The sequence below is a fragment of the Antarctobacter heliothermus genome, assembly GCF_002237555.1.
Classification (GTDB): domain Bacteria; phylum Pseudomonadota; class Alphaproteobacteria; order Rhodobacterales; family Rhodobacteraceae; genus Antarctobacter; species Antarctobacter heliothermus_B.
Map to the genome: position 1 here is coordinate 4,603,750 of NZ_CP022540.1, position 25,954 is coordinate 4,629,703.

A 25,954-nucleotide genomic window follows, 5' to 3' on the forward strand; every position below is an offset into this window, starting at 1 on the left:
GACCCGCAACATATCAACCATCCTGCCCGCATATGCCGCACAGGAGTCGATCTGTGCTTTGTCAAAAGAAACGGCCCCGGCCTTTTGGACCGGGGCCGCGTCATTCAGATCAGCAAGGGCTCAGCCCGGCAGGACCTCACCCACCGCCTGCGCCACCTTGCCTGCGATCTCATCCGCCTCGGCGCGGGTCAGGCAGAAGGGCGGCGCAAAGCCAAGGATGTCGCCCTGCGGCATCGCCCGCGCAATCACACCCTTGGACAGCAGCGCCGCAGAGATGCGCGGCCCCACCTTGTCGCCCACGTCAAAGTAAGTGCGCGAGTCCCGGTCAGCGACAAATTCCACCGCCGCCATTAGCCCCTCGCCACGCACTTCGCCGACATTGGCATGATCGCCCAGCGCATCGCGCAGCGCACCTTGCAGATAGGCACCCACGTCCCCGGCGTTCTGGATCAGGTTCAGATCGTCCAGCAGCTTGAGGTTGGCCACCCCCGCCGCCGCCCCGATGGGATGCGCCGAATAGGTCCAGCCGTGTCCCATGGGGCCGTTCTCATCCGTGCCCTGCTCCAGCACCTTCCACATGCGGTCGCCGACGATGGACCCGGACAAAGGCGCATAGGCCGAGGTCAGACCCTTGGCGATGGTGATCAGATCCGGCGTCATACCATAGTGATCGGACCCGAACATGCTGCCCAGACGGCCAAAACCAGTGACGACCTCATCCGCAACCAACAGGATGTCATGCTTGCGCAGCACCTCCTGAATGGCGGCCCAATAGCCCGGCGGCGGCGGCACGATGCCCCCGGTGCCCAGCACCGGCTCGCCGATAAAGGCCGCGATGGTGTCCGCGCCCTCGCGCGCAATCAGCGCCTCCAATTCGGCCACACAATGCGCGGTAAACTGCTCCGGCGTCTGGTCCAGATTATCGCGGCGATAGTAATACGGCGCCTCGGTGTGGACCACCTGCGCCAGCGGCAGATCGAACTTCTTGTGAAACAGCTCCAGCCCGGTCAACGAGCCTGTCACCAAACCGGACCCGTGATACCCCCGCCAGCGAGAGATGATCTTTTTCTTCTCGGGCCGCCCAAGGATGTTGTTGTAATACCAGATCAGCTTGACGTTGGTCTCATTCGCGTCCGACCCGGACTGGCCGAAATAGACCTTGGACATGCCCGCAGGCGCACGGTCGAGGATCATCTTGGACAGGGTGATCGACGCTTCTGTCCCGTGGCCCACATAGGCGTGGTAATAGGCCAGTTCCCGCGCCTGTTCGGCAATCGCCTCGGCGATCTCTTGGCGTCCATAGCCCACGTTCACGCAATACAGCCCGGCAAAGGCATCCAACAGCCGGGTGCCGTCGCGGTCGGTGATGTGACAGCCCTCGCCGGTCTTGATCACACGGGTCGGCGTTTCGCCGCGCGCGTGCTGCGCCAGATGGGTCGAGGGGTGAAAGAAATTCTCGCGGTCCCATTCCGCCAGTTGGTCATTGGTCTTCATCCATGGCTCCTGTGTCGCGGCAGCGCGCCGCTGTTGTCTGGAAAGGAAGCCCCGGGTCACGCGCGGATCGGGTGCCAGAGGCTCCTCGCACCCCGGCAGCAGCGCGCAATGCCTTTATTGCAGGGGGTACGCCCTGCCTAACGGATTCCCGACGCCGCGACCAGTGGTCAAGGCAACGACAAAGCGTCGTTTTCCGCCGTTTGCCTGCCGGGAATCTCTCTGCACGAAAATCTTGCGCCGCGTAAAAGCTCAACCTGTTCCACTCCGAAATCTCTTGAAGTCCCCGCCCCCCCGCACCTAGGGCTGGTGGGATGAACACACAGGCACCAAACCCATGACCGCACCGCATCTCCCGTTTACGATGGCCGAATATGACCGCCGGTTGGCCTTGGTAGAGGCGCGGATGCAGACCCTCGGGCTGGACGCGCTTTATGTGCAGGACCCGTCGAACATGGCGTGGCTGACCGGCTATGACGGCTGGTCGTTTTACGTCCATCAGGGCGTGATCGTCATCCCCGGTGAGCCGCCGCTATGGTGGGGCCGCGCGATGGACGCCAATGGCGCGCTGCGCACCGTCTGGATGGAACCGGAGCGCGTGCTGGGCTACGCCGACGACTTTGTCCAATCGACAGAGGTGCATCCGATGCAGGACCTCGCTGCCCACCTGCGTGCACGCGGCGTCGGCACGGGCCGCATCGGCGTCGAGATGGACAATTACTACTATTCCGCCCGCGCGCACCAAACCCTGATGACCGAACTGCCCGACGCCACCTTCCACGACGCTACGGCGCTGGTGAACTGGCTGCGCGCCGTCAAATCCGGTGAGGAAATCACCTTTATGCGCCGCGCCGCGCGGATCTCGGAAAAGATGGTCGATGGCATTCTGGATCGGGTCGAACCGGGCCTGCCCAAGAACGAACTGGTGGCCGAAATCCTTGGCGACGCAGTACGCGGCGCGGATGGCCACTGGGGCGATTATGCCGCCATCGTGCCACTGCTGCCCTCGGGCGTCGACGCCTCTGCCCCGCACCTCACATGGGACGGCCGCCCGTTTGAGACCGGAGAGGCGACATTCTTCGAACTCGCTGGCTGCTACCGCCGCTATCACACGCCGTTTTGCCGGACCGTCTTTCTAGGCAAACCGCCGCAATACCTGCTCGACGCGGAAAAGGCACTGGTCGAGGGGCTAGAGGACGGATTGCAGGCCGCCCGCGCGGGCAACACGGCTGGCGACGTGGCCCGCGCGCTCTACGCGGCGCTGGCCAAGGGCGGCATCCAGCGCACCGGGCGCTGCGGCTATTCCATCGGCCTCAGCTATCCGCCCGACTGGGGCGAACGCACCATGTCGATCCGCACCAGTGACGAAACCGTGCTGCAACCCGGCATGTGTTTCCACTTCATGCCCGGCCTCTGGATGGATGACTGGGGGCTGGAAATTACCGAATCCATCCTGATCCGCGACACCGGGCCCGCCGAATGCCTCTGCGACCGGCCCCGCAAGATGTTCGTAAAGGACTGATATGGAACTGCTCTACCGGACCGAGGGCCTGCTGGGCGAGCTGATCGGGTTTCCCACCGTCTCGGCGGACGGCAACCTTGACCTGATCGGCTGGGCGTCGAACTACCTCAAGGGGCTGGGCGCGGTCTGTGACGTCTCGCTGGACGAATCCGGGACCAAGGCCAACCTTTTTGCCAGTTTCGGGCCAGAGGGCGACGGCGGATTGGTGCTGTCGGGCCATTCCGACGTGGTGCCCGTCGCCGATCAGGAGTGGTCCTCTGATCCCTTCGTCATGGAGGATCGTGAGGGGCGTCTGTACGGACGCGGGGCCTGTGACATGAAGGGCTTCATTGCCTGCGTGCTGGCAATTGCACCGCAGATCGCGCAATGGCCGCTGAAACGTCCCGTCCACATCGTCCTGACCTACGACGAAGAAGTCGGCTGTTTCGGCGCCCGCGCCCTGGTTGAGGAACTGCGCGCCCGCGAATTACGCCCCGCCACCGCCATCCTGGGGGAGCCGACAATGATGCGCGTCATCGATGGACATAAGGGCTGTTTCGAATACACCACCCGGATCACCGGCTGCGCGGGCCACGGCTCTACCCCGGATCACGGCGTGAACGCCGCCGTCTGTGCCACACGCTATGCCGGAAGGCTGATGGAGCTGGAACAGGATCTGCGCCGCCGCGCGCCCGTGGACAGCCCGTTTACCCCGCCGTGGACCACGCTCAACATTGGCCGTATCCAGTCGGGCCACGCGCACAACGTCATCCCCGACCATGCCGAGATCGACTGGGAAATGCGCCCGGTGCAACAGTCTGACGCCGACCATGTGCTGACCGAAATCGACCGCTACGCCGCCACCCTGCTGCCCGGAATGCGCGCCGTCCATCCCGAGGCGACCATCACCCGCGAGGTGATCGGAGAGGTCGCAGGCCTGCACCCGGTCCCGCACAACGCCATCGCCGAAATCGTGTCGGAACTGACCGGCGCCAACGGCGCGGATGTGGTGGCCTTCGGCACAGAGGCGGGGCTGTTCCAGTCGCTGGGCATGGATTGCGTGGTCTGCGGACCCGGCTCTATCGAGCAGGCTCACAAACCCGACGAATACGTCAGCCGCGACCAGCTTGCTGCCTGTCTGGAAATGCTCAAGGGTCTGGAACGGCACCTGACGTGAACGGCTTGACCGCCGGTTTCCCGATTTTCGGAACGGCTTAACAACGTTTAACACCCGCTTCAGGACCGCACCGGCCCCTGCGTGACAGGATCAATCCAACGATCCAGTCAAACGCAGGAGCACATCATGGCCTTTCTTCAGATCCAGACCCGCCCGACAACAACCGCCCCTTTCACCTTTTCCGGACTGATCTGCGCCATCCTGACCCGCCAATCCAACCGCCATACCAACCGCCCACACAAATCGCCCGAACAGATCCTCGCCGCCCAGACACGCCGCGCCGAGGCTCGCGCCGCCGTCGACCGCCTGCTGCGCTAAGGTGGAAAGCCGTTGCCCTCCAGCGCGGCGGCAATCGCCTCGATGTAGGCGGAATTGTCCTGTGGCCGGTTCTTGCGAAAATTGGAAATCGTCGTGTCCGGTGCCTTGCGGCGCAGGATCTCTGCCATCCGGGCCGACTCTTCTTTGCGGCCCAGCGCCCAGTAGATCCCCATCAAACCCAGATGAATGGTCGCAAACTCGGGGTATTCGCTCAACGCCTGTTCGTACTGCGCCGCCGCCTCGTCAATCTTGCCCATCTGGAACAACGCATTGCCGATGCCCGCCGTAATGACCCCGATATCCGGATGCAGCGGGCTGATCCGGCGGGCCCGGCGCAGTTCCGCAATCGCCGCCTCGTTTTCGCTGAGATAGTTGTGAACCCAACCCAGCAGCATCGCCACCGTGGCTGAATTGGGGTTCAGCACCTTGGCCCGCTGCAACGCCGTCAACCCGCGCCGCGTCTCGCCGCCCACATAGGCGATGTAATGCCCGCAATAGGCCAGCGCCAGCGGGTCTTCAGGGTTGGCGTCCAGCACCTCGTGCGCCAGCGGCAGCGCGGCCCGCGCCTGCTCAAACGTCCACCAGCGCGTCGCCACCGCCCCGGTATGGGCGTAACAAATCAGTGCCTTGGCCTGCAAATACTCCGGATCCAGCGCCAGCGCCTGCCGCAGCAGGTCCAGCCCTTCGATCAAGCTGTCCAGCGTATTCTGCCGGTAGACCAGCGGCGCGGCGCGCAGGCACAGATCATAGGCGGCAAGGCTGTCGGTCGGCTTGGCCTGTGCCCGCGCGGCCTCGGCCCAGATCAGCCGCGGTTGCAGCGCGGCGGCGACATGTTCCGCCACCCGGTCTTGCAACTCGAATATCTCGCTGGCCAACCCGTCAAAGCGGTCCCGCCACAGCGTATGCCCGGTTTCCGCCTCGACCAATTGAGTAAAGATGCGCATCTGGTCGCCCGCCTGCTGGATGCTGCCCTCCAGCACATAGCGCACGCCCAGTTCCCGCCCGACCTCTGACAGGTCGATACTGCGCCCCTTGTAGTTGAAACTCGACGTGCTGGAGATCACGAAAAAGCCCGACACCCGTGACAGCGCCATGATGACCTCGTTCACGATGCCATCGACAAGGTAGTCGCGGTCCTCCGATCCGGTCAGATTGGCAAAGGGCAGCACCGCCAGCGACGGAATGTCCGGCACCGGCAGTGTCTTGACCGGCTCGGGGGTGGCTTCGTCGGTTCCGCTGTCCGGAACGATGTAGCGGTATCCGATCCCCGGCACCGTCTTGATCGTTTCACGGCCCAGCGCCTTGCGCAGCCCGGCGATCTGCACGGTCAGGTTGCTTTCCTCGACCATCAGCCCCGCCCAGACCGCATCCAGCAGTTCGGCCTTGGACACCACCCTTTCGGCGTGTTCGACCAGATACGCCAGAACGTCAAAGGCCCGCGCGCCCAGCGTGATCTCCTCTCCGTCCAACAGGACGACCCGCTGATCGTGCAGAATGCTCAGTGTCACCGGATCAACCACCTTTGTCCGGGTCTGTCCCGGCTGGAGTTCCGGATGACTATGGGTCAACACCGGCCTGTCTCGCAAGTCCGCGCCGAGCCCCTTTTGTGACGGCAAAAGTTAAGAGTCCGTAAAAACGTCCTTGTAACCCCTTGATCTGGCATTCCCCCTAACCTGTCCACGCGTGGACACCCCCCTCGACAACACCCTGTCCCGGCCCCATCATGACTGCCAGACTCGCGGGAGGAGCCCACATGAAAACCATCGTCGCCCACGGCGCGCATGACCTCAGGATCGAAGAGAAAGACATGCCCACGCCCGGCCCCGGTCAGGTCCTGATCCGGCTCGAATCCGGGGGCATCTGCGGCTCTGACCTGCATTATTATCATCAAGGCGGCTTCGGCCCGGTTCGCCTGAAAGAGCCGATGATCCTCGGCCACGAAGTCGCGGGCAAGATCGAAACGCTAGGCCCAAACGTCACCTCGCTGGCCCTCGGCCAACGCGTCGCCGTCTCCCCCTCGCGCCCCTGCCATGCCTGCCGCTTTTGCCACGCAGGCCAACCCAATCACTGCCTCAACATGCGCTTTTACGGCTCCGCCATGCCCTTCCCCCATATTCAGGGTGCCTTTCGCGAATATCTCGTCGCCGACGTGGCCCAATGCGCCCCCGCCGATGACCTAACCGCCGGTGAGGCCGCGATGGCAGAACCCCTCGCGGTTGTCCTCCACGCCGCCAAACGGGCGGGCGATCTGCTGGGCAAACGGGTGCTGGTGACAGGCTGCGGCCCCATCGGCGCGCTGGCCGTGCTGGTCGCCCGCGCCGCAGGCGCGGCAGAGATCGTGGCGACAGACCTGACCGATTTCACGCTGAAGATGGCCACACAGGTCGGCGCGGACCGCGTGGTCAACATGGGCACAACCCCCGACGGATTGTCCGCCTATACCGCCGACAAAGGCCAGATCGACGTGTTGTTCGAATGCTCGGGCGCGGCACCAGCCTTGATCGCGGCGATCCCCGCGATGCGCCCCGGCGGGATCATCATGCAACTGGGTCTGGGCGGCGACATGACCCTGCCGGTGCAGGCGCTCACCGCCAAGGAATTGCAACTGCGCGGGTCGTTCCGCTTTCACGAAGAGTTCTTTACCGCCGTGGATCTGATGCGGTCGGGGCGGATCGACGTGAAACCGCTGATCACTCATGAGGTAGGTCTGGATCAGGCCGAAGACGGATTCAAACTGGCCTCTGATCGAACCCAGGCAATGAAGGCCCAAATCCGGTTTTCATGACAAGTGAAGGTCCCGGGGCAAGCCCGGGACGGGCATCCTGACTACAGCTTCAGCTTTTTGAACACAGCTTCGGGGATGTTGCGGATGATCGCCATGACCAGCCACCAGATACGGCGCACGTAGATCACGTTGCGCCCCTTCTGCACGGCCTTCAGCACCGCCGCGCCCACCTCTGACGGCTCGGCGGTCAGTTTCTCGGGCAGGTCCAGTCCTTCGGTCATGGCGGTGTTCACAAAGCCCGGCAGCACCGTGACCACATGCACGCCCTTTTTCGCCAGCCGGTTGCGCAACCCCGACAGAAAGGCGATGAACCCCGCCTTGGCGGAGCCGTAGACATAGTTCGTGGCCCGCCCCCGATCCCCGGCGACAGAGCTGACCCCGACAAGCGTGCCCGATCCGCGCGCCTCAAACCGATTGGCCAGCAGGGCAAGGATACCAGCGGGCCCCTCGTAGTTGGTGCGCATGACGAGGGCGGCCTGCGCCAGATCCTGCTCGTTCTCTGCCTGCTCCCCCATATAGCCGACAACGCTGACGGCGACCTCGGGCAGGTTGGGCAATCCGCCAAGGAAGCCATCGAACCCATCGCGGTCCAGCACGTCGAAGTCATGCAGCGTGACCTCTACCCCGTGACGAAGGGCAAGGTCGGTCCGCGCTGTTTCCAGCCCCGCAGACCCGCGCGCGGCAAGCTGGATCGGGTGACCCGCAGCGGCAAAGGCATGGGCAATGGCCAGCCCCATGTCCGAACGGGCACCAAGGATGAGGACGGGGAGTGCGGTCAAAGCGATAGCCTTTCGGATTGGGCAGAGGCGAAGTGATCCTTGAGGCCGCGCGCCTCGCGCAGCGCCTCAAATTCATCGGCGCGGCTGTCGGCCTCGCGCAGGGTATCGGGGCGCATCCGGCTGTCCTTGGCCAGATAGAACCGTCCTCCATGGGTGACGGCGATGGCATCCAGCAGGTCCAGCAGGGGCAGCGTATGCGGCTTCATCGGGAAATCGAGCGCCAGCGTATACCCCTCCATCGGGAAGGAAAACGCGCTGTCCTGCGGGCCAAAGCGTTTCAGGACGGCCAAAAAAGAGCCTGCCCCGGCCTCGGCAATCGCCTCCAGCAACTCCGTCAGTCCGGCGCGGGCGGTGTCCAGCGGCAGGACACATTGGAACTGGGCAAAACCCCGGCGGCCATAGATGCGGTTCCATTTCAAAACGGCGTCCAGCGGGTAGAAATAGGTATCCCAATCCACCAGCGCCTTGGTCGGTTTCCATGCGCCGACACGGTAGTACAGCTCGTTGAAGGCGCGCACCGACCAACGGTTCAGCGCGAAACCGGGAAAATCGAACGGGACCGAAAGCGCGCCCTTGTGTCCGGCATCCAGCGGCGTCCGAGCTTTCTTGGCGTCCAGATCGGCGCGCTTTGCATGGTCCCCCAACATCACCAAAGAGCGGCCAAGATGCGCGCCCCGGCTCATGCAGTCGATCCAGGCCACCGAATAGGGCACATGCGCGTGCTGCTCAAAGAGGTCCATCGCGGTCCCTAGGTCCGGCGCGGGCAATGTTGTCTGGTTGATCCAGGCCGTTTCGACCGGACGCAGGCGGATGGCGGTGCGGACAATCACCCCGGTCAGCCCCATGCCGCCCAACGTGTGGCGGAACAGATCGGCGTCGTCGTCGCGTGAGATCCGGCGGATCTGCCCGTCCGGTCCCATCAGGTCAATCCAGTCGACACAGGTCCCAAAACTGCCGTCGACATGGTGGTTCTTGCCGTGCACATCCGCGGCAATCGCCCCGCCCAGCGTGACAAATTTTGTGCCCGGCGTGACCATCGGAAACCAGCCGCGCGGCAAGAAGGCGTCGATCACATCCCCCAACAGCACACCGGCCTCAGCCACCAGCACGCCGGTTTCAGCGTCAAACGACAGCATGTGGTCAAAGTGGCGCATATCCAGCGTGGTATGCGTGCCCACAGCACTGTCACCATAGGACCGCCCATTGCCGCGCGCGATGACAGGCTCATCGCCGGTCACCATGGCCTGCAACGCCGCGACATCGCGCGGTGCGCGCAGCTGTGTTTCGACAACGGGAAAGCGGCCCCATCCGGTCAGTTTCATGGCGTGGCTCCTAGACGCGCGTTCGTAAAGACAAACCGCCGGTCCAGATTGTACTTGATGACGTAACCGACCATGAGGCCAATCACCGCGCCCGTCTCTCGCATGGCATCGGTGTGCCAGATCAGCCAAAAGGCGGTCTCGGTTCCCCAGAAGATCGCCGTCGTGACGATGCCCATGACGGTGTACAGCGTGAACTTGCGCCCATGCGCACGCAACCCGGTGGCGTCATCGAAAAAGATCCACCGCTTGTCGAGGACGTATTTCACCACCAAACCGGCCAATGTGCCAGTACCTACGGCCAGCGCGAAAACGATGCCACTGTCACCGCCCAACAGAACGAGGCGTTGCACGCCCAGATTTGCCAAGGTCGCCAGAACGGCAAACCCGGCGTAGCGCAGGATCAGGGCCTGTCGTGACATGTTACATTGTCCCCGCCATGGCGAACCCCAGGCTAAGCACCATGCAAATCTGACTGGTCCGGTCACGGGCCGCATAGACAAGCGGGTCGTCGTGCATGTGGCCCCGGTGCGCCGTCATGACGGTCCGGGTGATCCAGTACAACAGCACCGGACCGATGCCCCACAGCATGATCGGCGCCTTGTACAGCACGATGACATCCGGCGAGTCGAGATAAAGCACCAGCACCAGGATCGAGACATATCCGGCGGCAATGGCAATCATGGTGATGATCGGCAGATCGCCCACGTTGTAGCCGCGACCGCGCGCACGCAGCGTGCCTCGGCGGGCGCTGTCGACCAGTTCGGCCTGTCGTTTGACCGCCGCCAGCGACAGGAAGAAAAAGATGGCAAAGGCCAGCATCCAGACCGACAGCGGGATGCCGGTCGCCACGGCGCCTGCGACGATGCGCATGGTATACAGCCCCGCCAAAACGCAGATGTCGATCACCATCTTGCGTTTCAGGTGCAGTGAATAGGCTGTTGTCAGGACAAAGTAGCCGCAGACCACGGCAAAAAACGACAAGCCCACAGATAGTGATACTATGGCCCCCAACAGAAACAGCGCCGCCGCCATGATCATCCCGTGTGACAGCGGTACCGCACCAGAAGCAAAGGGGCGCTTTCGTTTGCGCGGGTGGGCCCGATCCGCGTTCAGGTCGGTCATGTCGTTGACCACATAGACGCTGGAGGCAATCAGGCTGTAGGCGATAAAGGCCGCAACCGCGAACGCCAGCGTCGCCGCATTGAACTGATGCCCCGCCAACATAGGCAGAAAGACAAGGATGTTCTTGAGCCACTGATGCGGGCGCAACGCCTTGACGTAAGGCCGTATACTCTGCGGCACGGTGGTCAGATGTTCGACCTCTGTCGAGACGGCCTCTGCCGCGACGCGCAGGCGGGCGGAGGCGTTGACGGTGACGGCCTTTGCGGCCTGCTGCCAGACCGGCAGGTCTGCGGCGCTGTCGCCCATGTAGACATACCCGCCCGCCCCGAAACGCCCGGTCAGAAAGTCGGCCTTGGTCTGCCCCTTAAGGTTACGGTTGCCGTCAGAGCCATGGACCTCGTCAAACACCTTGAGGTGATCGGCAATCACTTCTGCCAGCGATTGGTCCGAGGCGGTGACAAGGGCTGTGCGGCCACCTTTGGCGCGCCACGCCTCTATATAGCCCAACACCTGCTGGTCAAACGGCAGGGTCGCGGGTTCCAGACGCGCGGTTTCGGCGAGCCGCTGCTTGAGCGCCGCCCGCCCATGACCCAGCGTCCGGACAGCCGTCAACGCCACGGTCCAGTCTCGTCCAAACGCGGTCCAAAAACTTTCGTACAGCATGTCGCTGCGCAACAGAGTGCCGTCAAGATCGACAACAAGGATCGGCAAGTCTTGGGCATGATACGGGACGTCCCCTGCCCGGTCGGACTCTTCGTCCGGACCGCCTGCTGTCTCTTGCGTTAACATACTGCTGCCTGCTCAGGTGTCTGTTTTGCCGACAGTCTAAAAGAGCGGGTCTGTGCCGTCGAGGTAGGAATGCGGCGCTCTTGAGATGTGTCCGACGCGCCACAGACCCGCGCGGGTCAAGCCCTGCCCCCTATCGTTTGCATCCAGTCCAGCGATGCCTCTGTCGCCCCCTGTGGAATATACTCGGCGCCTATCGGGTGCGGCCAGCCCATTCGGTCGATGGCCTCAAATACCTCGGAGTAGGCGATTTCCCCGTGATCCGGCGCCCCCCGGTCCGGAACGGCAGCAAACTGGATATGGCCGATGATCGGCCAGAGATCGGTTGATCGCGTCAGCAGATCGCCTTCGGTCCGCGCCACATGGTAGCAATCGAACATCAACGCTGCGTTGGGCGCGCCCAACGTGGTCAGGATGTCCTGCGCCTGCCCGGTGTCGCGCAGGAAATACCCCGGCGCATCGTAGCGGTTCAACGGCTCTATCAGAACGGTGCGATCAGTTTGGGCGCAGGCATAGGCCAGCGTTTCCAGAAACGCCTCATGCGCCGCCGGACCTTGCGCCACCCCCGCCATGACATGTATCGCCCGCGCATCTGTCGCCTCGGCATAGGCGATGGCCTCATCGACAGAGGCCCGCGCGCGCGTCCCCTCCCCGGGCAGCGCGGATAGCCCAAACTCCCCCTCTCGTCCGCAGCTGGTGTTCACCCCCAGCATCGGCAGCCCTGTGTCGGACAACGCGGCCTGCACGTCAGCCACAGGGACCTCGTACGGCCAATGGCATTCGACCGCGTCAAATCCGGCGCGCGCTGCTGCGCGGATCGCATCTGGCAACGGAAGTTCTTGCCACAAGAACCCAAGATTGGCCGAAAAACGGGGCATCGTCACCTCCTATCACGCGCCGCAAACTCAGACGCCCGCCGGCATATAGTCATGGCATGCGCCCAATGAACAGCCGCCCGCACTGCATCGGCGCGATCGCCTTGACGTCACATGCACGCGCGCCCCAAACTCCGCCTGATGAGGACGGAGTGGCGTCACCGAAAAATCGGCGGCGTGGGGGAGACAAACATGATCAGCCAAGAGCTTAACGACCAATTGACCCGCGTGAACCCGGGTCAGCCGGCAGGGGAGGTGCTGCGCTGTTATTGGCAGCCCGCCGCTCTCAGCGACGAACTTGCCGGACCACGCCCCGTGGTGCCCGTCACTCTGCTTGGCGAACAACTGGTCCTGTTCCGCGACAACGACGGTGCGCTGGGGTTGATCGGGCGGCATTGCCCGCATCGGGGCGCAGACCTGTGTTACGGTCGGCGTGAGGACAACGGGCTGCGCTGTCCGTTTCACGGTTGGCACTTTGACCGCACCGGCCAATGCATCGAACAACCGGGCGAACCCGAAGGCAGCCGGATGCACGAACAGATCCGCACCGCCGCCTATCCGGTGGTCGAAAAGAATGGCATCATCTTTGCCTATCTCGGCCCAGGCGATCCGCCACCCTTTCCGAATTTCGACTGTTTTCGCGCACCCGGCACCCATGTCTTTGCCTTCAAGGGGCTGTGGGAGTGTAACTGGCTACAGGCAATGGAGGTCGGGATCGACCCGGCGCACGCCTCTTTCCTGCATCGCTTCCTACAGGACGAAGACCCCAAGGACAGCTATGGAAAGCAATTCCGCGACAGTGCTGCCGACACCAATATCCCGATGACAAAGCTGCTGCGCGATTATCCCCGCCCTGAGATCCGCGTGGATGAGACGGATTTTGGCCTCAAGCTGACCGCCCTGCGCGCCATGGAAAACGGGTTGACCCATGTCCGGGTGACCAACCAGATCTTTCCGCAGGCGATCTGCATTCCGATGAGCCGCGAAATGACGATCACCCAGTGGCATGTGCCGATCGATGACGAGACGTGTTACTGGTATTCGATGTTCACCAGCTTCACCCAGCCGGTGAACAAGGAACTGATGCGCGAACAACGCCTGAAAGAGCATCGCCTGCCAGATTACGCCCCACTAAAGAACAAGCGCAACGACTATGGCTATGACCCCGCCGAACAAGCGCGCGAGACCTATACCGGTATGGGGCTGGACATCAACGTCCATGACCAATGGGCGGTCGAAAGCATGGGGCGCATTCAGGATCGGACGCAGGAACATCTGGGCAAGACCGATGTCGGCATTATTCGTTATCGCCGGATGCTACGCGCCGCCATCGCAGCCTTGGAGGACGGTGATGAGGCGTCATTGCCGATGCGCGGCGCAGCGGACGTGGCGGCCCTCGCCGGGCCGCTGTCTAACGACGCCATTGCCGACAGCGCCGACTGGGAGGCCGCGAGCCTGCGCGCCGACGCCGAGCGCCGCGCCGCCTGCCCTTGGGACGCCAAGCTCTGATGCGGGCGCAGATTGCGGCGGGGCGGCTGGCCTGTGACGGCTTGATTGACCCATCGGCGGCGGTCGACGTGCTGGACCGCGTTGAGGCTGAGGGGATTGAGACGGTGCGCATGGTCTTTGCCGATGCGCATGGCATCCTGCGCGGCAAGACATTGACGCGGCGCGCTTTGGTCGGGGCGTTTTCCTCAGGGCTGCGCGCTCCGTCGACCTTGTTGCTGAAGGACATCTCACACCGCACCGTGTTTCCGATCTGGTCAGACACGGGCGATGCCCCGATGACCGGCGCCAGCGACGTGCTGCTTGTGCCGCGTCCAGAGACGTTTGCACCTCTGCCGCACGCGCCGCATTCCGCGATGATGCTGTGCCGCGTGCTACACCCTGACGGGGCGGCGATTCCCTTTGACACCCCCACAATCCTGCAAACTGCCGTGGACCGGCTGAGGGCCCGCGGCCTACGGGCGGTCATGGGGCTTGAGGTAGAGTTCCAGGTTTTTGAGCTGGTTGATGCGGCCCGCGAACATGTGGATGCAACAATGCCGCCGCGCCCGCCACGGACGCGCGGTGTCAACCAAGGATGGCAATATCTGACAGAGACCCGGTATGACGCCGCCGAACCTTTGCTCGACAAGGTGCGACGCGGGGCCGAATCCATAGGACTGCCGGTGCTCAGCGTCGAAATAGAGATGGGACCAAGTCAGTTCGAATTCACCTTCGAGGCCGCCGATCCCATCACGACGGCAGACCGCGCTGTGCTATTTCGGACGTTGGTCAAGGAGATTTGTGCACGCGACGGGTATCTTGCCTCCTTCATGGCCAAACCCCGGCTGGAAAATGCCGTAGCCAATGGCTGGCACATCCATCAAAGCGTGACGGATCTGGAGGGGCGCAACCTTTTTGCGCCCGAGAAAACTGACGCGCTGACAGGAACCGCGTCTGCATGGATTGGCGGCTTGTTGGCCCACGCGCAGGCCTCTTGCATTGCCACGACGCCCACAGTGAACGGGTACAAACGATTTACGCCCTTCCAACTGGCACCTTCCCGCGTGGGGTGGGGGCGGGATAACCGCGGCGCGATGCTGCGCGCGCTGGTGGTGTTTGGTGACGTCGCCAGCCGGGTCGAAAACCGGGTCGCCGACAGCACGGCCAATCCGTATCTCGCGCTGGCATTCCAGATCTTGTCCGGGCTTGACGGGATCACATCCGGGCGTCAAGCGCCACTGCCGTTGGTCAATCCTTATGACGAAACCGCAGGTGCATTGCCCCAAACGCTAGGGGCCGCAATCGAGGCATTTGCGACGTCCTCCATGTACCGGACTGCGCTTGGCACCGAGACGCAGGATTACCTGATCCGGTTGAAACAGGCTGAATGGGACCGCTATCTGGCCACAGTGTCCGAATGGGAGCAAGCGGAGTATTTCACCGCATTTTAGTGCTGAATTCCCATTACGGGATCAGCGAAACTTCATTGGTTCATCACCATCAAACAGATACGAAAAATTCAAATTTTCGGCGTCGGAAAAACTTCGCGCCGCGAGGGTATCGACAATTCGTTTGTCTATCGTATCAACAAAACGTCCAAATTCCATCTCATCCCGGATCACCTTGGCGACATCCTGCGCAATCTGAACTCTTTGTTGCGCCAGCAATTCTCCGATCCAGGGTCGGGATGTTTCGGCGAATATCTTGGCAGAGGCAATCATCAACTCGCGCGAGATATGCGCAGAAGTTGGTGACGCGTGATCAGGCGGCGTTTTGAAGTTGGCGGACGCCGTCGCGGAACTCAACCCCGCTGATGACCTCCGGGAGGCGATTCCGCCCGTCGAGTTTTCGCCATTTCGTCTGAGCAGACATCATCAGCCGGAAAGCCATGGCGAGCCCAGTCTTGCGGCTGAGGCAGCCCTTGGTGCGTTTCGTCCTGTGTCTGACGGTGGCGAACGTGCTCTCGATCGGATTTGACGTCCGGATGTGTTTCCAGTGTTCGGCCGGGTAGTCGTAGAAGGTCAGTAGTGCATCCCGATCCTTGACCAACTTGGCGACTGCCTTGTCCCATTTCACGCCGTAGGCATCGACGAAGAAGTCGAAGGCGGCCGACGCCGCGGCTCGGGTTTCGGCCTGCCAGATGTCGTGCAGGTGCGCCTTGGCCTTGGCTTGCACCGATTTCGGCAGCGCGTTGAGCACGTTCATGGTTTTGTGGAGCCAGCACCGCTGCTCCTGTGTCGAGGGGAAGACCTCGCGCAGTGCCGCCCAGAACCCCAGGGCGCCGTCGCCTATGGCGAGCTTGGGATCCTGCTTCAGTCCGCGGCGTTTGAGATCGAGCAGAACCTCGCGCCAACTCTGAGTGCTTTCGCGGAAGCCGTCGGTCATGGCCAGCAGCTCCTTGCGGCCGTATTCATCCGCACCCACGATCACCAAAACGCATTGTTTTTCCTCGGCCCTTCGCGGCTTGAAATAGACGCCGTCGGCCCAGATGTAGAGAAACCGCCGGGTGCCGAGGTCACGCTTTTCCCAGGCCTCGTACTCGGACCACCAGTCCGCTTTCAGCCGCGTGATCGTAGTGGCCGAGAGGCCCTTGGCGTGTGGCCCCAGCAGGGCGGCAAGCGCCTCACTGAAATCGCCGGTGGACACGCCCTTCAGGTAAAGCCAGGGCAGCAGCTCTTCGACCGACTTTGCCTTGCGCAGATACCGCGGCAGGATGCTGGGCGTGAACGCGATCTTGTCCGTGCCCGGCTTGCGGTCCCGCACACGCGGCACCGTCACGGCAACAGGCCCGACACCGGTCAAAATCTCACGCTCGGGCAGGTGCCCATGACGAACCAGTCTTGCGCGACCATCCTCAAGCTTGTGATCGGCAAAGGCGCCAAGCAGCGTGGACAGTTCCGCCTCAATCGCCTGCTCGATCAGCTTGCGCGCGCCGTCCCGGATGAGGTCGGTCAGCGGGTCCGGCGAAATCCCGGATGGATCAGATAGCTGGGTGATGGTATTCTCTTGCATGTGGCATATCCCTTTCTCGGTTGAGAATTGACGGCGCTTCGACACCGCCATGATATGTCGCCCCTCAGGGCATCACCAACTTTCGCGCATATCTCACTCGCGCAGTTTGTCGATACTCAGCGCATCCTTGTCGAGACAATCCAGAGAGTCCTTCTTCATCGACGCCACGGCGACATCCGTGCGCATCTCTGACGAGATCATGACAATCGCCGCGCCAAAGTTCATCGGGTGGTTCTGAACTATCCGCTGGGCGTGCAACCCGTTGCCATGCGGTAGCAGGTAATCGATAAAAACCACGTCATAGGCGCGTTCGTCCAACGCACTTTCAAACTCCGGAATATCCACGGCAGTCCATGACCTTACCGGCAACCCGGTCTTCTGGCAGTCGCGTATGATCCTGCTTTGGTCAAAACGGCTGTCGTCCAAGATCAGGATGTCAAACCCGTTGGTGCGTTCGTAAGCGGTCGAAGCCTCGTGATAGCGCGCCTTCTCCTCAGGCAAATCACCTAGGGCCGTCGGGCCAGCCGTCGGGCCGCTCGGTGTTTGGTGCATCGCTAGGCCGTGTTGCCAAAAGGGATTCACAGTGTGGCCCTGACGTGATTCAAGCTGGTATCTGCTATGGAGACCAGCTTGGCACGAGACCTGATGGCGGACGGCGAATGGGCGTTCTTTGAGCATTTCATCCTTGCTGCACGTGCCCCGAACGGACGTAAGCCAACCAATCATCGCATTGTTCTGGATGGGATTTTCTGGATCGCCCGGACCGGATCGCCGTGGCGGGACCTGCCGGAAGAATTCGGCAAATGGCCGAGCGTCTACAGGCAATTCCGACGTTGGACACTTTCAGGCCTGTGGGAGGACATTCTTGAGGGCCTGAACCATTGTGGAGCGGTGCCGGACGCCCTCCAAATGGTCGACAGCACCGTAATCCGCGCTCACCATTAGGCAGCGGGCGCTGAAGGGGGACTCCGCGACCGGGTTTTGGCCGCTCAAGAGGTGGGTTCACGACCAAAATCCACCTCCGCGTCCACGCGGCAGGACTGCCAATGAGGTCTGAAATAACACCGGGTCAAACATCCGATTATCTTGGCTTTGACATGGTCATGGCGGACAACCTGCCTGAGCCGGCGGCTCTTCTGGCGGATCGCGGCTATGACGCTGATCGCATTCGCAAAACTATGGAAAAGCGCAATATCCTGCCTCAGATCCCCATGCGGAAATCGCGCAGAATGCGGGTCGGAGTGGATCACTCGCTCTACCAGCTTCGCAACATGGTTGAACGGTGCTTCAATAAGATGAAGAACGCCCGCCGTGTCGCAACCCGTTGCGACAAAACCGCCGAGAGGTTCCTCGGCATCATCGACATAACGTCAATCCGGCTTTGGGTGCGTCATTTGTCAACATGACCTAGGCTTCCGGTCCATTGGACCGCGATGGCCGTCTGGAGAGGTACACAAGGGCGAATGCCATGCACCTCTTTGGGTCCAGGCCAAGAGCTTTCCGCTTACGCGATCGCATGCTTTTTGAATGGTTGATTGCAAACCCCAACGCTACTCGGGGCGCACTCGCACCGGAATCGGCTCTCTTGGCCTCGATCAACGTCAGGCTGATCTCTCGGTCACGGGCACCTTTAAAGTGAAGAAAGTTTGGTGAGAGTCCCGGCGATAGCAGAGCGAGACGGGTCACGAGATCATAACCCAAGGCGGCAAAATCGTCGGGGGAGGGGGTGGCGCCATCACGCAAGGGGAAAGTTACCTCCTGCTGGGGGGCGCAACTGAGCCAGCAAGTCGCCGCTGATCAAGACATTTTCCGGGGTCCACCGCCCCACTCGTTGGGAAAAAGAAATCGCATGACGGGCATCCGCCAGACCGGCACACTGAAACAGCCGAAAGGCGAACCCGCAGGGAGGCTATCGGATCGACCTCGGGGCGATCCGTACAAATGGAGACAATCTTGAGTATACGAATTGCCATCATCGGTGCAGGGTTGATGGGCGCGGACCATGCGAGGATCGTGGCCAAAGACATGCCCGGCGCGACACTGCAGGTCGTCTGCGATATGGACGCAGCCAGAGCAAAATCCGTGGCAGACGCCTGCGGTGCCAAAGACACGGAAAGTGATCCAGAGGGCGTCATCGCCCGCGCGGACGTAGACGCGGTGATCGTCGCCTCCCCAGATTTCACCCATGCCCCGCTGTCGCGGGCCTGTATCGCGGCGGGCAAACGCGTGCTGTGCGAAAAGCCATTGTCCCAAAGTTCTGCCGAATGTCTGGAGGTGATGCAGGCTGAACAGGCCGCTGGTGTGCGGCATGTGATGCTGGGCTTCATGCGGCGCTATGACCAGTCATATGTCGAGATGCGCGCCGCCCTCGCCAGCGGCGATCTGGGGCGCGCCTTGATGATGCACAACTTTCACCGCAACGTTGAAACACCCGCCGCGAATTTTACCGGGGCGATGGCGATCACCAATTCAGCCCCGCATGAATTTGACGTCGTTCGGCATGTTCTGGGCACCGAACTCACCTCGATCACTGCGCATCAGCCCCGGCGCTCTGACGACCGTGTCGCCCCTGTGGTGATGGTTTTGGACACGGCCGACGGCCAGCTTGTGACAATTGAGATCAACAACAACGCAGCCTATGGCTACGATGTCCGCGCCGAGCTTGTTGGAGAAGCGGGAAGCATCACGATGAACAACGTCGCCTACACCCGGACAGATATTCGTCTGGCGTCGTCCACGCGCTACGACGGCGATTGGCGAGGGCGGTATCATGAGGCCTATGTCCGTCAAAACCGTAGCTTTGCCGCCTTTGTCGAAACCGATGTTTTCCCTGAAATCGCTTCGGACTGTTGGGACGGCTATTGCGCCTCACTCATCGCAGAGGCAGGGGTAAAAGCGCTGAAGTCGGGCATGAAGCAGCCCATCGAAATGATCAACCAGCCGCTGTTCTACGCAACCGCCAAAGGAACCCTGGCGTAAAACCATACACCTTTAAGATATCGGCGCCTTACACAGGCTCCAAAGGACCGCCCGAGCAGCCTCGACCCGGCAGTCGCATCAGGCGCTACCGCTGCAACTGCCGGATCAAGCCTAGCGCTCTGTTCAGGTGAAGGTCCATAGCCTTGTCGGCGTCATCCGGTTTGCGGGCCGCAATCGCGTCCACGATTTTGCGATGTTCCTCGATCGACCTTTGCAGGTTGGCATCCCCGGTTTCAGAGGCTGACCCCGGCAGGGCCACGCGCATGCGCGGGATCAGCAACGGGCCCAGATGGTCAAGAAGATCCGACAGATAGGCATTGCCGCTGGCCGCCGCGATAGCATGGTGGAACCGAAAATCCGCCTGCGCCGCGCCCTGCCCTTCTGTCGCCGCTGCCTCATAGTCAGCCATGGCCTTGCGTATTTGTCCGAGTTGAGCCGCGGAATGGCGTTCAGCGGCAAGGGCGGCGGCAACTGTTTCCAGTCCCAAACGCATCTCCAGAATGGCCTGCACGTCTTCCAGCCTGTCCGCGGTGGGGATCTCGAACTGGCGTGACGGTTGCGGACCAGCTGTAACCACCAATGTCCCATCCGGACCCTGTTCAAGGTGCCCGGCAGCCGACAGGCTCTCCAGCGCAAGATCGACCACGGATCCGGATGTCACGAAATCCGCTGCCAACACGTCGCGCTTACCCGGCGAGGTTCCCGGGGCCAGTGTCCCGTCGGTGATACGCGCCAAGATGCTATGCTCGATCTGTTCGGCAATCTTGTGCATCCAAAGCGCGCGGCGGGTCATCGGTTGCACCATCTTCAGCCTCCCTTGACTGAACGTTCGTACCGGATTGACGCCAACAGCGACAGGCCGATCAAGCAGGCCCCGACAAGGCCGGTGATGACCTCCGGGATATGGACAAGCGCCTGTGTGAACATCACCAGCGACAACACAAGTACGGAGTAAAACGCCCCGTGTTCAAGGTAACGGAACTGGGCAAGCGTCTTGCGTTCGACCAGCATCAGAGTCATGGCGCGGACGTAAAACGCACCTATGCCAAGCCCGATGGCGATCAGGAACAGGTTCTGTGTCAGGGCAAAAGCGCCAATGACCCCATCAAAGGAAAAGCTGGCGTCCAGCACTTCGAGATACAAAAACGCCCCCAGCCCACCAGAGGCGGCGGCGGTGCGGGCATCCTCTGCGGAATCGAGGATATGGCCGACCAACTCGACTGCGAGGAAAGTCAGCAATCCGCAGACCGAAGCAAACAGGAACTCTGCGCCCTTGTGGCCCGGCAAGGCCAGCGAAAAGCCCAGCGCAATAGCCAGAACAAGCGCCACTTCCAGACCCCGGATCGCTGCCCAGTCCCGCAGGCGGCTCTCGACGGCGCGCAGCCAGTCCACGTCTTTGTCCTGATCAATGAAATAGTTCAGAGCCACCATCATCAGAAAGGTGCCGCCAAAAGCCGAGATCGACAGATGTGCCTCGTCCATGATGTGGGCGTATTCCTGTGGTTCACGCGCCGCCAGAAAAACAGCCTCTATCGGGCCCATCCGACCGGCGATGGCGACCACCGCCAGCGGAAAGACGATGCGCATCCCGAACACCGCAATCAGAATGCCCCATGTCAGGAAACGGCGCTGCCAGACCGGCGTCATGTCCTTGAGTTTGTTGGCATTCACAATGGCATTGTCGAAGCTGAGCGAGATTTCCAGAACCGCCAGAATTGCGCCGATCATGAAAAAGGACAGCGCCCCGCTTGCAGTGCCCGTCGTGCGCCAACCCAGCCAACCTGCAAGAACCAACCCGGCAAGCGTCAGCCCCACCGGCCAGCGGAAATAGGACATCAAGGGCGTCATGAAGCGCGTCCCGACCGTCCAAACACAGGCGTCACCAGAGGGTTGCCGGCATAATGCGCCGCCAGATTGTCGACCACCGTTTGCGCCATGGCATCGCGCGTCTCGACCGTTCCGCTGGCGTGATGCGGGTACAGGGTCACATTGGGCAGGCCCGTCAGTGCCGGATCGGGGTTGGGTTCATTCATATAAACGTCCAGCCCTGCACTGCCCAGACGGCCATCAGACAAGGCGGCGATCAAGGCGGCTTCGTCCACGACGCTGCCTCTGGCGACATTGATCAGCGTGCCCGTGGGGCCAAGCGCGTTCAGCACGGAGGCGTTGATCATTCCTTCGGTCTCTGGACCGCCGGGAACGACAACGATCAGGATGTCCGACCAAGCCGCCAGTGCAGTCGCGTTTTCGAAATACTGATAGGCCACAGGTTTGACGCTGCGCGCGGTATAGCCCAGCTCGACCTTTAGCGGCTCCAGCCGATCTGCGATGGCTTGCCCGATGGTACCTAAGCCGAGGATACCGGCCTTTTTACCCTTGATCGACGACAGCAAAGGGAACATGCCGTCGCGCCCCCAGTCACCCGTTTTGACATACGCATGGGCCGGCACCAACTGTCGGCGACAGGCCAGCGTCAATAGCAGCGCGACATCGGCCACATCGTCACAAAGCGCGTCGGAACTGTTTGTAAGGGCAATCCCCCGGTCACGCAGGGCCGCATCGTCAATGCTTTCGAAACCGGCAGAGGAACAGGCGACAATCTCAAGGTTTGGCAAATGCTCCAGATCGGCGCGGGTCAGGGCGGCATGCCCGTTGGTCACGACCCCGGTGCAGCGCGGTCCGTGTTCCTGCAAAAACGCCGCGCGGTCGTCCGCCTGATCCAGCCGGTGCAGAGTATAGGCGGCCTCCAACTGGGCCATGGCCTTGTCGCGCGGGGGGACGAAAATCATCACGTCAGGTCTGCTCATCACGATGCCTCTTGCATTGCCAGCCGCACACGGCGGCGTTCCGCCTGAACAGCCGGATCGGGGTGCAACGACGCGGCCATCAGGTTTCGGGTGTATTCCATTCGCGGCGCGTCAAAGATCTGCGCCACTGGCCCTTGTTCAACAATTCGCCCGCCCTGCATGACAACCACCCGATGCGCAAAATCCCGCACCAAAGGCAGATCATGGGCGATAAACAGATAGCTAAGGCCAAGCGCGTCCTGCAAACCGGTCAGCAGGTCGATCACCTGCGCCTGAATGGACACGTCCAGCGCCGAAACCGCCTCGTCGCAGACGATCAGCTTTGGCTCCAGCGCCAGCGCCCGGGCGATTGCAATGCGCTGTCGCTGACCGCCGGAAAACTGGTGCGGATAGCGGTGCATATGCCCCGCCTCAAGGCCGACTTGATCCAACAGATCGCGCACGCGGTCCTTCCACTGCGCTTTTGGCAGGATCTCGGGGTGGATGGCAAACCCCTCGGACACGATGTCATAGACCGTCATCCTCGGGTTCAACGATTGCGTAGGATCCTGAAACACCATCTGGATGTCGCGGCGCAGCGCGAACAGCTCTTTCGGCGGCATGGTCACCAGATCGCGTCCCTGCCACAGCGCCTCACCCGAGGTCGCGTCCTCTAGCCGCAACAGCGTCTTGGCCAGGGTCGACTTGCCTGACCCGCTTTCGCCCACAACGGCGACGGTTTCCCCGGGCAGGACGGTCAGGCTGGCGTTGTCCAGCGCCACAAATGCGCCGAAATGTTTGGTCAAGCCGTTGATTTCAAGGATCGGAGTGATCCCGGTATCAAGCGGGGCGGTGATCTCACCCGACCCGGGCACTGCACCGATCAGCTTTTTCGTATAGGGATGCCTTGGGTTGGCATAGACGTCGGACGCACTGCCGGTTTCGACGATCTGGCCCGAGTTCATCACGACGACCCGGTCAGCCACCTCTGCCACAACCCCCAGATCATGGGTAATCAGCAACAGACCCATGCCGGTTTCCTGCTGCAACTCGTCCAACAGCGCTAAGATCTGGGCCTGAACCGTCACATCCAGAGCAGTCGTCGGTTCATCCGCAATCAGAATGTCAGGCTTCAGCGCCAACGCCATGGCAATCATCAGCCTTTGTCGTTGACCGCCAGAAAACTGATGGGGATAGGCGTCGACCTTGTTGGCAAAATCAGGGATGCCGACCCGTTCAAGCAGTTCCAAACACCGCGCGCGGGCCTGATCTCGTGGTGTGCCATGGGCGGTCATGATCTCTTCGATCTGCCAGCCCACCTTGTAGACTGGGTTCAGGTGGCTCAGCGGATCCTGAAAGATCATCGCAATGCGTTTGCCGTTCAATTGGCGGCGGTCTTCATTGCTCATCTTCAGCAAATCGCGCCCGTCGAACAGGATCTCGCCAGAGACGATTTCCCCTGGTGGGCAGTCGATCAGGTTCATGATCGCAGAGGCAGAAACCGATTTCCCTGATCCGCTCTCGCCCAGAATGGCAAGGCATTCACCCCGGTCAAGATGCCAATGCACGTCACGTACCGCGTGAACGGTGCCTTGTGCGGTATGAAAATCGACCGATAGGCCGCGCACCTCCAGAAGATGATCAGCCATTCTTTTTCCTCCGCATTTCCAGCCGCCAGCGCTGGACCGGGTCCAGTGCGGTGCGCATCCAGTTCGACAGCAGGTTCAGGCTGAGCGTGGTCAGGACAATCGCCAGTCCGGGCCAAAAGCTAAGCCACCACGCGCTGGTCAGATAGGGGCGCCCCTGAGACACCATCAGGCCCCAAGTGATTTCGGGCGGTTGAATACCGATCCCAAGGAACGACAGCGAGCTTTCGACCAAAACGACCAGCGCAAAATCCAGCGTGGCGATGGTCAGGACCGTCGGCAGGATGACCGGCAGGATATGGCGGAACACGATACGCGACCCGCTGGCCCCCATGACGATGGCGGCCTGTACGAACATGCGTTCGCGGACCTCCAGCACTTCGGCCCGGGCGGTGCGCAGGTAAACGGGCAGACGGGTGATCGCCAGCACGATCACCAGATTGAAGACCGAAGGCGGCAGCATGTACAGCACCAGAACCGCCAGAAGCAGCGACGGGAAAGACATGATGATGTCGGCCAGACGCATGATGATCTGGCTTGGCAGGCGCGACGTATACCCTGCGATCAGTCCCAGACATGTGCCGATCGTGAGCGAGCAGAACACCGCGCCGGCGGCCACCATGATGGTGTTTTGCGCCGCGACGATGATCCGCGCCAACAGCGGACGGCCCAGCGCATCAGCCCCAAGCCAATAGACCCAAGGTCTGGAAAAATCAAAACTCGGAGCATTGCGCCCGCGCAGGTTTTGCTTGGTGGCGACCTCTTCAAGCAGCATCGGTCCGAAAATCGCGAAGAAGATCACAATCAGCAGGAAAACGGCGGCGACAAAGGCAAATTTGTCCCGCCAGAGCATTCGTAGCATCGAAATATAGGCAGGCGGGGCGTCTGGAGCGGTCTTGCTGTCTGTCGGGGTCATGGGTCAGTACCGGATGCGCGGATCAAGCACGGTGTACAGGATGTCGATCAGCACGTTCATGAGAAAGATCGCGAAGGCCGTCACCATGATCGCGGCCAGGATCACGTTGAAGTCACGTTGAAGAATTGAATCAATCATCAGCTTGCCGATCCCCGGAAAGCCAAAGATCGTCTCGACCACCACCGCGCCGTTGAGAATGGCTGCGGTCTGATCACCAAGCACGGTGATCACCGGCAACAACGCGTTGCGCAAGGCATGGACAAAGATGATCGGTCGGTTGCGAACGCCCTTGGCGCGGGCGGTCTTGACATAAGCCGAATTGAGCGCGGCAATCATCGACCCGCGCACCACCTGCAAGATCAACCCAAACGGCCGGATGAACAGGACGGATACCGGCATGACCCAGTGCCAGATTGTGCCGGTTCCTGACGTTGGCAGCCAACCCAGATTGACCGAAAAAACCACGATGGCGACGATTGCGATCCAGAAATCCGGTGCGCTGGCCCCGATCAGGGAAAAGAACGTCGCGACCCGGTCAAAGAAACCGCCAACATGAAATGCTGCTAGTGACCCAACGACAATGGCTGCCACTGTCACCAGCGACATGGTCACCGCACCCAGTTGCAAAGTCCAAGCAAACCCGCGCAACACGGAATCGATAGCAGGTTCGGACCGACGCACGGACTCGCCAAAGTCAAAGCGCAGCAGGTCCCCCAAATAGGAAAAGAACTGGATGATCAGCGGTTGGTCCAGCCCATGAATGGCGCGAAATTTGTCGCGCGCTTCTTGGCTGGCGTGTTCAGGTAGGAACAAGTCGGTGGGATCGCCCGTCAGACGGCTGAGAAAGAAGACCAGGATCACCAGCCCGACAAGCGATATGGCACTGGCAACAGCGCGTTTTCCCAAAAAGGATTTCATGGTGATCAGCCCCTGTGGCACGGGGGACGGACAGCATCCGCCCCCCGGCTCTA

Annotated in this window: 23 protein-coding genes and 1 pseudogene; 8 read left to right on the plus strand and 16 right to left on the minus strand. The window is 61.7% G+C overall.

Annotated features, from left to right (window positions below):
- Nucleotides 1-120 precede the first annotated feature (120 nt).
- Nucleotides 121-1,494, minus strand: coding sequence for an aspartate aminotransferase family protein (locus ANTHELSMS3_RS21895; RefSeq protein ID WP_094036729.1), 1,374 nt, complete (start codon nucleotides 1,492-1,494; stop codon nucleotides 121-123).
- 334 nt (nucleotides 1,495-1,828) lie between these two features.
- Between ANTHELSMS3_RS21895 and ANTHELSMS3_RS21900 the strand changes: the two genes are divergently transcribed.
- The 3 genes from ANTHELSMS3_RS21900 to ANTHELSMS3_RS21910 all read left to right on the plus strand — a co-directional run bounded on the left by ANTHELSMS3_RS21900 (nucleotide 1,829) and on the right by ANTHELSMS3_RS21910 (nucleotide 4,487).
- Nucleotides 1,829-3,013, plus strand: coding sequence for a M24 family metallopeptidase (locus ANTHELSMS3_RS21900; protein WP_094036730.1), 1,185 nt, complete (start codon nucleotides 1,829-1,831; stop codon nucleotides 3,011-3,013).
- 1 nt (nucleotide 3,014) lies between these two features.
- Complete coding sequence (gene argE / locus ANTHELSMS3_RS21905) at nucleotides 3,015-4,169, plus strand: acetylornithine deacetylase (RefSeq protein WP_198319853.1); 1,155 nt, start codon at nucleotides 3,015-3,017, stop codon at nucleotides 4,167-4,169.
- 126 nt (nucleotides 4,170-4,295) lie between these two features.
- Nucleotides 4,296-4,487, plus strand: coding sequence for a hypothetical protein (locus ANTHELSMS3_RS21910; RefSeq protein ID WP_094036731.1), 192 nt, complete (start codon nucleotides 4,296-4,298; stop codon nucleotides 4,485-4,487).
- On the opposite strand, the gene ANTHELSMS3_RS21915 is transcribed toward ANTHELSMS3_RS21910, so the two are convergent.
- On the minus strand, nucleotides 4,484-5,995 hold the full coding sequence (locus ANTHELSMS3_RS21915; protein ID WP_198319854.1) for a winged helix-turn-helix domain-containing protein: 1,512 nt from the start codon (nucleotides 5,993-5,995) through the stop codon (nucleotides 4,484-4,486). The two genes, ANTHELSMS3_RS21910 and ANTHELSMS3_RS21915, sit on opposite strands and share 4 nt — an antisense overlap.
- Nucleotides 5,996-6,240: 245 nt before the next feature.
- Here ANTHELSMS3_RS21915 and ANTHELSMS3_RS21920 point away from each other — a divergent pair, with 245 nt between their 5' ends.
- Complete coding sequence (locus ANTHELSMS3_RS21920; RefSeq protein WP_094036733.1) at nucleotides 6,241-7,272, plus strand: L-idonate 5-dehydrogenase; 1,032 nt, start codon at nucleotides 6,241-6,243, stop codon at nucleotides 7,270-7,272.
- Nucleotides 7,273-7,313: 41 nt separating this feature from the next.
- Here the strand turns inward: ANTHELSMS3_RS21920 and ANTHELSMS3_RS21925 are convergent, their stop codons facing one another.
- From ANTHELSMS3_RS21925 to ANTHELSMS3_RS21945, 5 genes are all read right to left on the minus strand, one after another.
- Entirely contained in the window at nucleotides 7,314-8,051 is a 738-nt protein-coding gene (locus ANTHELSMS3_RS21925) for an SDR family oxidoreductase (RefSeq protein ID WP_094036734.1), read from the minus strand.
- Nucleotides 8,048-9,373 carry an FAD-binding oxidoreductase gene (locus ANTHELSMS3_RS21930; protein WP_094036735.1) on the minus strand — a complete coding sequence of 442 codons (1,326 nt, stop codon included), beginning with the start codon at nucleotides 9,371-9,373 and terminating at the stop codon, nucleotides 8,048-8,050. The genes ANTHELSMS3_RS21925 and ANTHELSMS3_RS21930 overlap by 4 nt, the downstream gene beginning before the upstream one ends.
- Nucleotides 9,370-9,792, minus strand: coding sequence for a GtrA family protein (locus ANTHELSMS3_RS21935; protein WP_094036736.1), 423 nt, complete (start codon nucleotides 9,790-9,792; stop codon nucleotides 9,370-9,372). The genes ANTHELSMS3_RS21930 and ANTHELSMS3_RS21935 overlap by 4 nt, the downstream gene beginning before the upstream one ends.
- 1 nt (nucleotide 9,793) lies before the next feature.
- Nucleotides 9,794-11,284, minus strand: a complete 1,491-nt coding sequence (locus ANTHELSMS3_RS21940; protein ID WP_094036737.1) for a UbiA family prenyltransferase — start codon at nucleotides 11,282-11,284, stop codon at nucleotides 9,794-9,796.
- A gap of 116 nt (nucleotides 11,285-11,400) precedes the next feature.
- On the minus strand, nucleotides 11,401-12,159 hold the full coding sequence (locus ANTHELSMS3_RS21945) for a hydroxypyruvate isomerase family protein (RefSeq protein WP_094036738.1): 759 nt from the start codon (nucleotides 12,157-12,159) through the stop codon (nucleotides 11,401-11,403).
- A gap of 189 nt (nucleotides 12,160-12,348) precedes the next feature.
- On the opposite strand from ANTHELSMS3_RS21945, the gene ANTHELSMS3_RS21950 reads away from it, so the two are divergent.
- Both ANTHELSMS3_RS21950 and ANTHELSMS3_RS21955 read left to right on the plus strand, forming a co-directional pair.
- Nucleotides 12,349-13,665 (plus strand): aromatic ring-hydroxylating dioxygenase subunit alpha, encoded by a 1,317-nt coding sequence (locus tag ANTHELSMS3_RS21950; RefSeq protein WP_094037298.1) that lies wholly within the window; start codon nucleotides 12,349-12,351, stop codon nucleotides 13,663-13,665.
- Nucleotides 13,665-15,095 (plus strand): glutamine synthetase family protein, encoded by a 1,431-nt coding sequence (locus tag ANTHELSMS3_RS21955; protein ID WP_094036739.1) that lies wholly within the window; start codon nucleotides 13,665-13,667, stop codon nucleotides 15,093-15,095. The genes ANTHELSMS3_RS21950 and ANTHELSMS3_RS21955 overlap by 1 nt, the downstream gene beginning before the upstream one ends.
- A gap of 21 nt (nucleotides 15,096-15,116) precedes the next feature.
- Here ANTHELSMS3_RS21955 and ANTHELSMS3_RS21960 read toward each other — a convergent pair whose 3' ends face one another.
- From ANTHELSMS3_RS21960 to ANTHELSMS3_RS25675, 3 genes are all read right to left on the minus strand, one after another.
- Nucleotides 15,117-15,449, minus strand: coding sequence for a hypothetical protein (locus ANTHELSMS3_RS21960; protein ID WP_157733606.1), 333 nt, complete (start codon nucleotides 15,447-15,449; stop codon nucleotides 15,117-15,119).
- Complete coding sequence (locus ANTHELSMS3_RS21965; RefSeq protein ID WP_094033518.1) at nucleotides 15,406-16,656, minus strand: IS256 family transposase; 1,251 nt, start codon at nucleotides 16,654-16,656, stop codon at nucleotides 15,406-15,408. Before ANTHELSMS3_RS21965 ends, ANTHELSMS3_RS21960 begins: the two co-directional genes overlap by 44 nt.
- Nucleotides 16,657-16,749: 93 nt before the next feature.
- Nucleotides 16,750-17,208: a response regulator gene (locus ANTHELSMS3_RS25675; RefSeq protein ID WP_157733607.1), complete on the minus strand. Its 459-nt coding sequence runs from the start codon at nucleotides 17,206-17,208 to the stop codon at nucleotides 16,750-16,752.
- A 66-nt stretch (nucleotides 17,209-17,274) separates the two neighbouring features.
- Here ANTHELSMS3_RS25675 and ANTHELSMS3_RS21975 point away from each other — a divergent pair.
- Both ANTHELSMS3_RS21975 and ANTHELSMS3_RS21980 read left to right on the plus strand, forming a co-directional pair.
- Nucleotides 17,275-18,062: pseudogene (locus ANTHELSMS3_RS21975) on the plus strand (IS5 family transposase).
- Nucleotides 18,063-18,609: 547 nt separating this feature from the next.
- Nucleotides 18,610-19,635 carry a Gfo/Idh/MocA family oxidoreductase gene (locus ANTHELSMS3_RS21980; RefSeq protein ID WP_094037299.1) on the plus strand — a complete coding sequence of 342 codons (1,026 nt, stop codon included), beginning with the start codon at nucleotides 18,610-18,612 and terminating at the stop codon, nucleotides 19,633-19,635.
- 85 nt (nucleotides 19,636-19,720) lie between these two features.
- On the opposite strand, the gene ANTHELSMS3_RS21985 is transcribed toward ANTHELSMS3_RS21980, so the two are convergent.
- From ANTHELSMS3_RS21985 to ANTHELSMS3_RS22010, 6 genes are read right to left on the minus strand one after another with little or no spacing between them, the layout of a single operon-like run.
- A complete protein-coding gene (locus tag ANTHELSMS3_RS21985) occupies nucleotides 19,721-20,440 on the minus strand; it encodes a FadR/GntR family transcriptional regulator (protein ID WP_094036742.1) in 720 nt (239 codons plus the stop codon).
- Nucleotides 20,441-20,442: 2 nt separating this feature from the next.
- Nucleotides 20,443-21,483, minus strand: a complete 1,041-nt coding sequence (locus ANTHELSMS3_RS21990) for a DUF475 domain-containing protein (RefSeq protein WP_094036743.1) — start codon at nucleotides 21,481-21,483, stop codon at nucleotides 20,443-20,445.
- Nucleotides 21,480-22,442 (minus strand): 2-hydroxyacid dehydrogenase, encoded by a 963-nt coding sequence (locus ANTHELSMS3_RS21995; RefSeq protein ID WP_094036744.1) that lies wholly within the window; start codon nucleotides 22,440-22,442, stop codon nucleotides 21,480-21,482. The genes ANTHELSMS3_RS21990 and ANTHELSMS3_RS21995 overlap by 4 nt, the downstream gene beginning before the upstream one ends.
- A complete protein-coding gene (locus tag ANTHELSMS3_RS22000; protein WP_094036745.1) occupies nucleotides 22,442-24,070 on the minus strand; it encodes an ABC transporter ATP-binding protein in 1,629 nt (542 codons plus the stop codon). Before ANTHELSMS3_RS22000 ends, ANTHELSMS3_RS21995 begins: the two co-directional genes overlap by 1 nt.
- Nucleotides 24,063-24,983 (minus strand): ABC transporter permease, encoded by a 921-nt coding sequence (locus ANTHELSMS3_RS22005; protein ID WP_094036746.1) that lies wholly within the window; start codon nucleotides 24,981-24,983, stop codon nucleotides 24,063-24,065. The genes ANTHELSMS3_RS22000 and ANTHELSMS3_RS22005 overlap by 8 nt, the downstream gene beginning before the upstream one ends.
- A gap of 3 nt (nucleotides 24,984-24,986) precedes the next feature.
- Nucleotides 24,987-25,901: an ABC transporter permease gene (locus tag ANTHELSMS3_RS22010; RefSeq protein WP_094036747.1), complete on the minus strand. Its 915-nt coding sequence runs from the start codon at nucleotides 25,899-25,901 to the stop codon at nucleotides 24,987-24,989.
- Nucleotides 25,902-25,954: the final 53 nt, after the last annotated feature.

Coding starts and splice junctions, on each gene's coding strand:
- ANTHELSMS3_RS21895 (WP_094036729.1), bottom strand. CDS start 1,494: ATGAAGACCAATGACCAACTGGCGGAATGGGACCGCGAGAATTTCTTT.
- ANTHELSMS3_RS21900 (WP_094036730.1), top strand. CDS start 1,829: ATGACCGCACCGCATCTCCCGTTTACGATGGCCGAATATGACCGCCGG.
- argE (WP_198319853.1), top strand. CDS start 3,015: ATGGAACTGCTCTACCGGACCGAGGGCCTGCTGGGCGAGCTGATCGGG.
- ANTHELSMS3_RS21910 (WP_094036731.1), top strand. CDS start 4,296: ATGGCCTTTCTTCAGATCCAGACCCGCCCGACAACAACCGCCCCTTTC.
- ANTHELSMS3_RS21920 (WP_094036733.1), top strand. CDS start 6,241: ATGAAAACCATCGTCGCCCACGGCGCGCATGACCTCAGGATCGAAGAG.
- ANTHELSMS3_RS21930 (WP_094036735.1), bottom strand. CDS start 9,373: ATGAAACTGACCGGATGGGGCCGCTTTCCCGTTGTCGAAACACAGCTG.
- ANTHELSMS3_RS21935 (WP_094036736.1), bottom strand. CDS start 9,792: ATGTCACGACAGGCCCTGATCCTGCGCTACGCCGGGTTTGCCGTTCTG.
- ANTHELSMS3_RS21940 (WP_094036737.1), bottom strand. CDS start 11,284: ATGTTAACGCAAGAGACAGCAGGCGGTCCGGACGAAGAGTCCGACCGG.
- ANTHELSMS3_RS21945 (WP_094036738.1), bottom strand. CDS start 12,159: ATGCCCCGTTTTTCGGCCAATCTTGGGTTCTTGTGGCAAGAACTTCCG.
- ANTHELSMS3_RS21950 (WP_094037298.1), top strand. CDS start 12,349: ATGATCAGCCAAGAGCTTAACGACCAATTGACCCGCGTGAACCCGGGT.
- ANTHELSMS3_RS21955 (WP_094036739.1), top strand. CDS start 13,665: ATGCGGGCGCAGATTGCGGCGGGGCGGCTGGCCTGTGACGGCTTGATT.
- ANTHELSMS3_RS21965 (WP_094033518.1), bottom strand. CDS start 16,656: ATGCAAGAGAATACCATCACCCAGCTATCTGATCCATCCGGGATTTCG.
- ANTHELSMS3_RS25675 (WP_157733607.1), bottom strand. CDS start 17,208: ATGCACCAAACACCGAGCGGCCCGACGGCTGGCCCGACGGCCCTAGGT.
- ANTHELSMS3_RS21985 (WP_094036742.1), bottom strand. CDS start 20,440: ATGGTGCAACCGATGACCCGCCGCGCGCTTTGGATGCACAAGATTGCC.
- ANTHELSMS3_RS21990 (WP_094036743.1), bottom strand. CDS start 21,483: ATGACGCCCTTGATGTCCTATTTCCGCTGGCCGGTGGGGCTGACGCTT.
- ANTHELSMS3_RS21995 (WP_094036744.1), bottom strand. CDS start 22,442: ATGAGCAGACCTGACGTGATGATTTTCGTCCCCCCGCGCGACAAGGCC.
- ANTHELSMS3_RS22000 (WP_094036745.1), bottom strand. CDS start 24,070: ATGGCTGATCATCTTCTGGAGGTGCGCGGCCTATCGGTCGATTTTCAT.
- ANTHELSMS3_RS22005 (WP_094036746.1), bottom strand. CDS start 24,983: ATGACCCCGACAGACAGCAAGACCGCTCCAGACGCCCCGCCTGCCTAT.
- ANTHELSMS3_RS22010 (WP_094036747.1), bottom strand. CDS start 25,901: ATGAAATCCTTTTTGGGAAAACGCGCTGTTGCCAGTGCCATATCGCTT.